This is a genomic window from Achromobacter sp. (genome assembly GCF_057314935.1).
In genome coordinates this window covers 5,333-14,752 of the sequence record NZ_DBHKZA010000111.1, presented here as the reverse complement: position 1 = coordinate 14,752, position 9,420 = coordinate 5,333, and the positions used below count along the sequence as shown (strand labels likewise).

The window sequence follows — 9,420 nt, the reverse complement described above, 5'->3', positions numbered from 1 at the left end:
CCACGCCGGGCGTCAAAAGAACCCACCCAGCAATCAATACCAACCCACCCAACAAAACCCTCACCCCTTAAGCACCCCCAGCAATATCCCCATATTTCCAAAAATCGATAACCCCCGCCTCCACCACCCCCCCAAGACATAACTTCATACCGACTAAGTATTTTTCCCCGTCCATCCGCGATGACAGAATCCCTCCATCACTCCGCATCCTGGACGCTTACTCATGTCATCGCTGCTTCGCCTGTTAGCCGCTTCAACCCTTGCCGTCGCCTTCGCCGCGTCTGCGCACGCTGAAGACAAGAACACCGTCACCGTCGGCATCTCCGTGGGTACGGCGGAAAAGATCTTTGACGTCGTCCAGAAGGTCGCCGCCCGCGATGGCTTGACCATCAAGCTCGTCAAATTCAACGACTACCAGCTCCCCAACGCCGCCCTCAATGCCGGTGACCTCGACGCCAACGCGTTTCAGCACAAGCCGTTCCTGGATAACCAGATTAAGGCGCGCGGCTTCGATATCGTTCCTGTCGGGCTGACCGTCACGGCGCCGTTGGGTTTTTATTCGCGCAAGATCAAATCGTTGAACGACTTGCCTGAGGGCGCATCGGTCGGCATTCAGAATGATCCTTCTAACGGCAACCGCGCCCTGCGCCTGCTGGCGGCCTACAAGATCATCACCTTGAAGCCCGAGGCTGAACAGAAGAACACCGCGACGCCGCTCGATGTGGTGTCGAATCCGCGCAAGATCAAGCTGGTGGCGCTGGATGCCGCGCAGTTGCCGCGTTCGCTGGATGACTTGACGGCGGCGTCCATCAATAACGATTACGCCGAGCAGGCCGGCCTGGTGCCGGCGCGTGATGCGATCGGGCGCGAGGCCGCTGACGGGCCTTACGCCAACCTCATCGCCGTGCGCACCAAAGACCGCGACCAGCCCTGGGTGAAGAAGCTGGTGGCGGCCTACCAGTCGCCAGAAGTGCGCGCCTACATCGAGAAGGAATTCAAGGGTTCCCTCATCCCCGCTTTCTAACGCGCGATCTCCGGCGAATCATCATGAGCATCATCACGTTGGCGGGCAGCCCGTCACAGCGTTCCCGTTCATCCGCGCTGCTGCGCCACGCCGCCCACTTGCTGCGTTCGCGCGGATTGGGTGTCGTCGAATTGGGCTTGCGCGACATCCCGGCCGAAGAGCTGATCGAAGGGCACTATTCGGGCGCCGCGGCCGGCGCGTTGCGGGCCCGCGTGGGAACCGCCGACGCGGTGCTGATTTCCACGCCGGTGTACAAGGCGTCGTTCTCCGGCGGCCTGAAGGCCGTGCTGGACCTCCTGGATGAGAAGGCGTTGGCGGGCAAGGTCGTGCTGCCGATCGCCACGGGCGGCAGTCCTGCGCATCTGCTGGCCTTGGAATATGGCTTGAAGCCGGTGCTGTCCGCCTTGGGCGCGCGGCACATCCTGGCTGGCGTCTACGCCACCGACAAGCAGGTTCGGGTGGCAGACGACGGCAGTATCCATATCGACGACGACGTCCGAGAGCGGCTGGAGGACTCGGTCGACCGGCTGGCCGAGCAGGTGTCGCCGCGCGGTGTCGTTGCTCATGAAGCCTATGACCTGGGCCGGCTCGCGCTTGCGGGCGGCTTCAGCGTCTGACCGGAGAGTTGCAATGGATGTCTTCTGGTTCATTCCCACGCACGGCGATTCGCGCTACCTGGGCACCAGCCAAGGCGCGCGCGCGGCAAGCTATGACTACTTCCGCCAGGTGGCCGTGGCCGCCGACACGCTGGGCTACGACGGCGTGCTGCTGCCCACCGGCCGGTCTTGCGAAGACGCCTGGGTCGTGGCCTCCAGCCTGATCGGCGTCACCCGCAAGCTGAAGTTCCTGGTGGCGATCCGGCCGGGCGTCAGTTCGCCGCAGTTCTCGGCGCGCATGGCCGCCACGTTCGACCGCTTGTCCGAAGGCCGCTTGCTGGTCAACGTCGTGACGGGTGGCGACCCCGGCGAGCTGGAAGGCGACGGCGTCTTTGTCAGCCACGACGAACGCTACGCGATCACCGCCGACTACTTGAAGATCTGGCGCGGCATCCTGGAAAACAGCCACGACGCCGAGGGCTACAGTTTCCAGGGCCAGCAGCTGGTGTCCAAAGGCGGCAAGGTCATCTACCCGCCGGTGCAGAAGCCGTATCCGCCGCTGTACTTCGGCGGTTCGTCGGAAGCGGCGCATGAGCTGGCCGCCGAACAGCTGGACGTGTACCTGACGTGGGGCGAGCCGCCCGACGCGGTAGCCAGGAAAATCGCGGACGTGCGCGAGCGCGCCGCCAGGCATGGCAGGACGGTTCGCTTCGGCATCCGCCTGCACGTCATCGTGCGCGAAACGGATGAGGCCGCCTGGGCCGCCGCGGACGAACTGATCAGCCACCTGAGCGAAGACTCGGTGCGCGCGGCGCAAGCGGCTTTCTCGAAGATGGACTCCGAAGGCCAGCGCCGCATGGCCGCTTTGCATGGCGGAAAGCTCAGCGACGACCAGGGTGGCCGTTCGCATCTGGAGATTTCGCCCAATTTGTGGGCCGGCGTCGGGTTGGTGCGGGGCGGGGCGGGCACGGCGCTCGTGGGCGATCCGCAGACGGTCGCCGCGCGCATCCAGGAATACGCGGACCTGGGCATCGACACGTTCATCTTCTCGGGCTATCCGCATCTGGAAGAGTCCTACCGGTTCGCCGAACTGGTGTTTCCGCTCCTGCCCGGCAAGGGCCAGCGCCAGGTCGGCAACACGGTGCTGACGGGGCCGTTCGGTGAAGTCATGGCGACCGAACTGGTGCCGAAGGAATCGGCAAGCTGATGGCCGCCGCCAGCCCCTCCCATCGCCACCACTCGGTGCGCAAGGCGCTTGCGCCCTGGGTGGCGGCTGCGGTGCTGCTGGCGCTCTGGCAACTGGCGTGGCTGGCTGGATGGCCGTTTGCGCGAGATTTTCCTGCGCCGTCCGCGGTGCTGTCCGCCGCGGTATCGGCCGCGGGCTCGGGCGAACTGTGGTCGCCGCTGCGGATCGGCCTGTCAGGCGCGGCCGCGGCGACGGTGCTGGGGGCCGTGCTGGGCGTCTGGCAGGGCGTGCGCACCGTGGATCCGAAACTCACCGAAATGGGCCGTTCGGTCGGTCTGGCCGGCTGGCCGCTGTGGCGCGACGTGATCCTGCCCGGCGCCTTGCCCACGGTGCTGTCCGGCGTGCGCCTGGCGCTGGGGCTGTTCTGGCTGTTGCGGGTGACGGTCGATATCGCCACCACCGCATCCGGCAGCGGCCACGCGGCGTTCGTTTCCATCCTGCTCTACGCGCTGCTGGCCCTGGCCACGGATGCGCTCGTCCGCTTGTTGGCGCGCCGTGCATTGCGCTGGGATGCCGCCCTCGTCCCGGACCATGCCGGGGCTTACTAGGAATTCATTCATGGCCAAGATCCAATCCCTTCAAGATGCGCGAGACGCCAGGCATCCGGAACCCGTCGGTGGCGCGCCATCACGGGCGGCGGACGCTGCCAGCGCGGCGGACGCCTTGGCGACGCAACTGGCGGCCACCGCGGTCGAACGCGATCGCCAGGGCGGGCATGCAGCCGCCGAGCGCGAACGGATCCGCGCAAGCGGCCTGTTGCGCCTGTCGGTGCCGACCGCCTACGGCGGCGCGGGGGCCAGTTGGTCGACCGTGCTGCATGCCGTGCGGCGCTTGGCGCAAGCCGATAGCGCCCTGGCGCACGTCTTCGGCTTCCATCATCTGCAGGTCGCAGGCGTGCTGCTCTACGGCACGCCCGAACAGCATGCGTACTTCCTGCGGCCAACCGTCGAGCGCAACCTGTTCTGGGGCAACGCGCTGAACCCGCTGGACCGTCGCGTGGTCGCGCGCGCCGAACTCGACGGCTATCGCATCGACGGCGTGAAGGGCTTCAGTTCGGGTTCGGTCGGCTCGGACGTGCTGACGATCTCGGCCTGGCACAAGGCGTCGGATACCGCGTTGATCGCGGCGTTGCCGACGCACGCCGACGGCATCACCGTCAATCCGGACTGGGACGCGTTCGGCCAGCGCCAGACCGACAGCGGCACCGTGCGGTTCGACCACGTCAGGCTGGAATCGATCCAGGTGCTGCAGGCGCCCGGCACGACGCCGACCCCGCGCGCCACGCTGCGCTCGCAGATCGCGCAGTTGATCATGACGAACCTGTATCTGGGCATCGCGCAGGGCGCCTATCAGGAAGCCCGCCGCTATGTGCGCGACGATGCGCGGCCGTGGTTTTCGTCGGGCGTGCAGCGCCATGCCGACGATCCCTATGTGCAGGAGCGCTTCGGCGAATTCTGGTTGCGGGTGCAGGCGGCGCAGGCATTGACGGATCAGGCGGGCCTGGCGCTGGATGCGGCGCTGGCGCGCGGCCCTTCCGTGACGGCAGACGAACGCGGGCAGGTGGCGGTAGCCGGCGCCCAGGCCAAAGTGCTGGCCCACCGGGCCGCGCTGGAGGTGGGGTCCGATCTCTTCGACGTGACGGGCGCCAGTTCCACCGTGGCGCGCTACGGCTATGACCGTTTCTGGCGCAATGCCCGCGTGCACACGCTGCACGACCCCGTGGCCTACAAGGTCCGCGACCTGGGGCGCTTTGCGCTGCTGGACCAGATTCCCGAACCCACCGCGTATTCCTGATGCGCCCGACCCTGACCGGAACTCCGCGATGAGCCAGATTTCCTCCCTTCCCGCCGTGCCGCAGCCGGTGATCCGCCTGGACGCCGTCAGCAAGGCGTTCGCGACGCGTGCGGGCCGGTTCGATGCCGTGCGCGACGTGTCGCTGTCGATCCGCGCCGGCGACACCTTCGGCATCATCGGCAAGAGCGGCGCGGGCAAGTCCACGCTGCTGCGCCTGATCAACCTGCTGGAACGCCCGGATGCGGGCGCGGTGCACGTGGCAGGCACCGAACTGACCGCGCTGTCCAAGCGCGAACTGCGGGGCGCGCGCCAGCACATCGGCATGATCTTCCAGCAGTTCAACCTGCTGCAGAACGAGACCGTGTTCGAAAACGTCGCGTTCCCGTTGCGGGTGCATGGCGGGCGCACCCGCGAGCAGATCGCCGCGCGCGTGCGGGAGTGCCTCGAGATCGTTGGCCTGACCGACAAGACCGCCAGCCATCCGGCCCAATTGTCGGGCGGGCAGAAGCAGCGCGTGGCGATCGCGCGCGCCTTGGCCAGCGAGCCTGCCGTGCTGCTGTGCGACGAACCCACGTCGGCGCTCGACCCGGAGACCACGCGGTCGGTGCTGGCCGTGCTGCGCGACATCAACAAGCGCTTGGGCGTGACCATCGTGATCGTCACGCACGAACTGGCCGTGGTGCGTGCCCTGTGCCGCCATGTGGCGGTAATGGAGAACGGGCAGGTGCTGGAGCAGGCCGAGATCTCGGGCGCCAACGTGCACCTGTCTTCCGCGCTGGGCCGGGAACTCATCCGCGAAGCCACCCACCCCTACGAAGAGGTCGCATGATGCTGGATACCTTTGTGCAGTTGCTGCCCGAGCTGGGCGTGGCCGTCGGCCAGACATTCCTGATGCTGGCGATCGCACTGGCGGCCTCGATCCTGCTGGGCGGGCCCTTGGGGGTGCTGGTCTTCCTGACCGGACCAGGCCAGTCGCTGGACCGTCCCGTGGTGCATCGGCTGCTGAGCTGGACGGTGAATACCGTGCGTTCGTTCCCGTTCATCATCCTGCTGGTGGCGCTGGTGCCGTTCACGCGGGTGATCGCGGGCACCTCCATCGGGCCCGTGGCGGCGGCGGTGCCGCTGTCTTTCGCGGCGATCCCGTACTTTGCGCGGCTGGTGGAACAGTGCCTGCGCGACGTGCCTCGCGGCGTGATCGAAGCAGCGCATGCCGCCGGCGCATCCGAGCTGCAGATCGTGCGCCGCGTGCTGCTGGTGGAGGCGCGTTCCGGACTGGTGCTGGCCCTGACGGTGCTGGCGGTGAGCTTTCTATCGTATTCGGCGGTAGCCGGCGTGGTGGGAGGCGGCGGCATCGGCGACCTGGCCATCCGCTATGGCTACTACCGCTTCCAGACCGACGTGATGGTGCTGACCGTGGCGCTGCTCGTCGTGCTGGTGCAGATCATCCAGGTGGCCGGCAATACCGTCGCGCGCCGTATCGACAAGCGTTGAATCCAGTGAGGACTCCCATGGCATTTCCCCGCTCTACCCTGATCGCGGCACTGGCCGCGCTGACCGTCGCCGCCGCCGCGCAGGCGGCAGACCCGGCCAAGAAGGAAATCGTGTTCGGCGCGACCGCAGGCCCTTATAGCGACCAGATCAAGCTGGGCATCAAGCCCATCCTGGAAAAGCAGGGCTACACGGTCAAGATCGTGGAATTCAACGACTACATTCAGCCGAACTTCGCGCTGGCGCAAGGCGCGCTGGACGCCAACGCCTTCCAGCACGTGGTCTACCTGAAGAACTTCGCGGCCAAGAACAAGCTGGAATTGTCCGAACTGGTGAAGGTGCCCACTGCGCCGATCGCCATCTACAGCAAGAAGTACAAGAGCGTGGACGCCGCGCCCGACGGCGTCAGCGTGGCCGTGCCCAACGACCCGACCAACCAGGCGCGCGCGCTGGTGGTGCTGCAGGACCTGGGCTGGGTGAAGCTGCGCGACGGCTATGACCCGTTGCAGGTGTCCGAGAAGGACGTGGCCGTCAATGTGAAGAAGATCAAGCTGATCCCGCTTGAAGCGGCGCAACTGCCGCGCTCGCTGGACGACACCGACTACTCGTTCGTGAACGGCAACTTCGCGTTGGCGTCCGGGCTCAAGCTGACTTCGGCGCTGGCGCTTGAGAAGACCACGCCTACCTACCAGAACCTGGTGGCGGTGCGCACGGCCGACCTGGACAAGCCTTATGTCAAGGATATTGCGGCGGCCTATGCGTCGCGGGAGTTCCTGGCGGTCACCGAGAAGTCGTTCGCCGGCTTCGTGAAGACCGGTTACCAGCAGAAGCTGGAAGCGGCCCGCTAGGGTTGCCCGGCGGGAGCGCGCGGCCATGTTTGTCCATCCGAACGAGTTCGAGCTGCTGCAGCACCTGGAAGTGCCGGGGCACACCCGGCATGACGAGGCGCCGGATCCGGAGCAGGACGGCTGGCGGGCGTTGCGCGTCACCGTGCGCAAGCTGGCCAAGCGCCATGGCGCGCGTAGTGTGCTCAATGGACTGGACCTCGATATCGCCGCGGGCGAATTCGTGGCGGTCACGGGGCGCGGCGGTACGGGCAAGAGCACCTTGCTGCGCATCCTGGCCGGCCTGGAGCGGCCCACCGGCGAACAAGGCGGGCCGCCTGCGCGTTCGCCGGTGCTGTTCGACAACTTTCCGCAATGGGCCTCCGACGACCGCGTGCGGCTGCTGTTCGCCGACGCCAGGCTGCTGCCGTGGAAGCGCGTTTGGCAGAACGTGGCGCTGGGCCTGCCGGGCGACGCGCGGGGCCGGGCCGGCGAGGCGCTGCGGCAAACGGGCCTGGCCGGTCGCGGTGGCGACTGGCCGGCGCAATTGACCGAAGGCGAGCGTCAGCGCGTGGCCCTGGCGCGCGCGCTGGCGCGACGGCCGGGCTTGCTGCTGCTGGATGAACCGTTGGGCGGCCTGGATGCGCTGACGCGCATCGAGGCCCAGGCGGCCATCGAACAGGCCTGGCGGCGCGACGGCTTCACGGCCGTGCTGGCCACCCGGGACGTCTACGAGGCCGTGGCGCTGGCCGACCGCATCCTCGTCATCGACGAGGGCGCGGTGGTGTTTGACGAACGGGTGGAACTGGCGCGCCCGCGCGCCCGGGGATCGTCGGCGTTCGCCGCCTTGGCGGCGCGCGTGTTGCGCGCCGTGTTGAAAGAACCCGAACCGCCGGACGCGGACCGGCCCTTGGCGCCGGTGATCCAGATCCGGCACTTACGGCTGGCGGTATAGCGCCGCGCGGCCTGGCATTCACGCAATGGCGCCATGACAGCGCCGTCCTTTCCCTTTCAGGAGCAAGACATGAGCATTCAATCCATCAACGCCCGTAACCAGTTCCGCGGCAAGATCAAGGAAATCATCCTGGGCCCGGTGGTTTCCGAGGTGGACGTCGATACGCCCGCGGGCATCGTGACGTCGGTGATCACCACGCGTTCGGTCAAGGAACTGGACCTGCAGGTGGGCACTGAAGTCCTGGCCTTCGTCAAGGCGACCGAGGTATCCGTCGCCAAACTGTAAGAAAGCGAGATTGGCGCCGGCGCTTCCCCTGCGCCGGCGTTAGGCATATATTGTCAGCGCGTTATCCGGCGGTTTCTTCCTGGCGTTCAGCTTCATGCGTTGCTACACGGAGAACGGTTCATGCGTCGACTGCAAAGGTGGTTCATCGGCTGGTTGTGCCTGGGGCTGGCAGTCTGCCTGCCCGCCGTGGCGCAGACCAAGCTGGACAATGGGCAGTTGGATCAGCTGATGGCGCCCGTGGCGCTGTACCCGGATTCGCTGCTGTCACAAATCCTAATGGGGGCCACGTACCCCGAAGACATTGCCGCTGCGGCCAAATGGTCGGCGGCGCATACGTCCGAGTCGGGCGATGCGGCGGTCAAGGCGGTTGAAGGCGAAAGCTGGGATCCCAGCGTCAAATCCCTGGTGGCGTTTCCGTCTGTCATGGACATGATGGGGCGTCAGCCCGACTGGGTGAAATCCGTGGGCGACGCCTTCCTGGCGCAGCCGGACGGGGTGATGGATTCGGTTCAGCGGCTGCGCACGCAAGCGCAAAAGGCCGGCAACCTGAAGAGCACGCCGCAGCAGACGGTGAAGTCCACGACCACCGACACCAACAAGACGGTGGTGGTGATTGAGCCGACCGACCCGCAAGTGGTCTATGTGCCCAGCTACAACCCGACGGTGGTGTACGGGGCTTGGTCCTATCCGTCGTATCCGCCTTATTACTATCCCCCGCCTCCGGGCTCGGTATTTGCGACCGCGCTCGTATCCGGCATCGGTTTTGGCCTGGGGGTGGCCGCGGTGAATTCGATGTGGGGCGGCTTCAATTGGGGGCACAACGACGTTGATATCGACGTGAACCGGTACAACAACATCAACGTCAATAACCGGATCGACAACGCCAGGAACAACAACGTGTCGTGGCAGCACAACCCGGCCAACCGCGGCAACACGCCCTATGCGGATGCGGGCAACCGCCAGCGTTTCGACAGCCAGCGCCAGGCGGGTTTGCAGAACCGCCAGGCAGGGCAGGGTCAGAGGCAAGGGCAGGGGCAGGGGCTTGGGCAGAGCCAGGGCGGCCGCGCTGCCGGCGCCGCGCCCGCTGCGAATTCCCGGGAAGCCGCACGTGACCGCGCCGCGCAATCTTTCGAGGGGCGCACGGGGCAGTCGATTGCCGGTCATGAAGAACGGGGCGCCGGACGCGGCCAGGGCGCAGCGGGCCGGGG

Annotated in this window: 11 protein-coding genes; all 11 read left to right on the top strand. The window is 66.7% G+C overall.

Annotation, left to right across the window (positions count from 1 at the left end; translation table 11 throughout):
* Positions 1 to 223 precede the first annotated feature (223 nt).
* Entirely contained in the window at positions 224 to 1,024 is an 801-nt protein-coding gene (locus tag ACO6D5_RS27175) for a MetQ/NlpA family ABC transporter substrate-binding protein (protein ID WP_485827102.1), read from the top strand.
* Positions 1,025 to 1,047: 23 nt separating this feature from the next.
* On the top strand, positions 1,048 to 1,641 hold the full coding sequence (ssuE, locus tag ACO6D5_RS27170) for an NADPH-dependent FMN reductase (RefSeq protein WP_315844877.1): 594 nt from the start codon (positions 1,048 to 1,050) through the stop codon (positions 1,639 to 1,641).
* A gap of 13 nt (positions 1,642 to 1,654) precedes the next feature.
* Entirely contained in the window at positions 1,655 to 2,827 is a 1,173-nt protein-coding gene (gene ssuD, locus ACO6D5_RS27165) for an FMNH2-dependent alkanesulfonate monooxygenase (protein ID WP_485827101.1), read from the top strand.
* A complete protein-coding gene (locus ACO6D5_RS27160) occupies positions 2,827 to 3,414 on the top strand; it encodes an ABC transporter permease (protein ID WP_485827100.1) in 588 nt (195 codons plus the stop codon). Before ssuD ends, ACO6D5_RS27160 begins: the two co-directional genes overlap by 1 nt.
* A gap of 10 nt (positions 3,415 to 3,424) precedes the next feature.
* Complete coding sequence (locus ACO6D5_RS27155; RefSeq protein ID WP_485827099.1) at positions 3,425 to 4,660, top strand: acyl-CoA dehydrogenase family protein; 1,236 nt, start codon at positions 3,425 to 3,427, stop codon at positions 4,658 to 4,660.
* A gap of 28 nt (positions 4,661 to 4,688) precedes the next feature.
* Positions 4,689 to 5,489, top strand: a complete 801-nt coding sequence (locus ACO6D5_RS27150; protein WP_315844881.1) for a methionine ABC transporter ATP-binding protein — start codon at positions 4,689 to 4,691, stop codon at positions 5,487 to 5,489.
* Positions 5,489 to 6,151, top strand: a complete 663-nt coding sequence (locus ACO6D5_RS27145; protein ID WP_088591273.1) for a methionine ABC transporter permease — start codon at positions 5,489 to 5,491, stop codon at positions 6,149 to 6,151. The genes ACO6D5_RS27150 and ACO6D5_RS27145 overlap by 1 nt, the downstream gene beginning before the upstream one ends.
* A 17-nt stretch (positions 6,152 to 6,168) precedes the next feature.
* Complete coding sequence (locus ACO6D5_RS27140; RefSeq protein ID WP_485827098.1) at positions 6,169 to 6,996, top strand: MetQ/NlpA family ABC transporter substrate-binding protein; 828 nt, start codon at positions 6,169 to 6,171, stop codon at positions 6,994 to 6,996.
* A gap of 25 nt (positions 6,997 to 7,021) precedes the next feature.
* The gene (locus ACO6D5_RS27135; protein ID WP_485827097.1) at positions 7,022 to 7,927 is read left to right on the top strand and encodes an ATP-binding cassette domain-containing protein; all 906 of its coding nucleotides are present in this window, start codon (positions 7,022 to 7,024) and stop codon (positions 7,925 to 7,927) included.
* 69 nt (positions 7,928 to 7,996) lie between these two features.
* Complete coding sequence (locus ACO6D5_RS27130; protein ID WP_006227327.1) at positions 7,997 to 8,212, top strand: TOBE domain-containing protein; 216 nt, start codon at positions 7,997 to 7,999, stop codon at positions 8,210 to 8,212.
* A 120-nt stretch (positions 8,213 to 8,332) separates the two neighbouring features.
* Positions 8,333 to 9,420 (top strand): DUF3300 domain-containing protein (locus ACO6D5_RS27125; protein ID WP_485827096.1); only part of this gene is annotated, 1,088 nt, incomplete at its 3' end.